At 74.9% G+C, this 387-nt stretch carries 1 protein-coding gene; it reads left to right on the plus strand.

Translation table 11 applies throughout. The features are described from left to right. The coding region (locus tag VR45_RS37420; RefSeq protein ID WP_045944404.1) for a hypothetical protein at nucleotides 1-387 on the plus strand (387 nt) is incomplete at both ends.

Below are 387 nucleotides of genomic sequence, written 5' to 3' on the forward strand. Positions count from 1 at the left end.
TCCAGCCGCGCAATCTGCGGGAGTTGGGGGCGGTGATCGAGCAGGCGCTCGGTCCGGTGCAGGCGGTGCCGAACGTTCACGACCTGCCGCGTCGGGCGTCGTTCGACCTGGACGCCCGGCAGTCCTCGCTGTTCGGGGGGACGCGGAATCCGGGTGGGCATCTGCTGCCGCCGGCCGGTTCGGACCGGCCGGCGCCGGAGCGGGTGGTGCGGGTGGAGCGCAACGGCGTCGTGGTCGCCGAGTTCGCCTCGGACGCGGCGCTGCCGCCGTCCCGGCGGGTGGCGACCTCCTCCGCCGCCGGTGACCTGCTCGGCTCGGGCGACCTGCTGGGTGTCGGGTCGGTGTTCCGCCGGATGTTCCCGCGCAACTGGACCAGCGAGGACGCGG

The organism is Streptomyces sp. NRRL S-495 (assembly GCF_000966955.1).
Classification (GTDB): Bacteria; Actinomycetota; Actinomycetes; order Streptomycetales; family Streptomycetaceae; genus Kitasatospora; species Kitasatospora purpeofusca.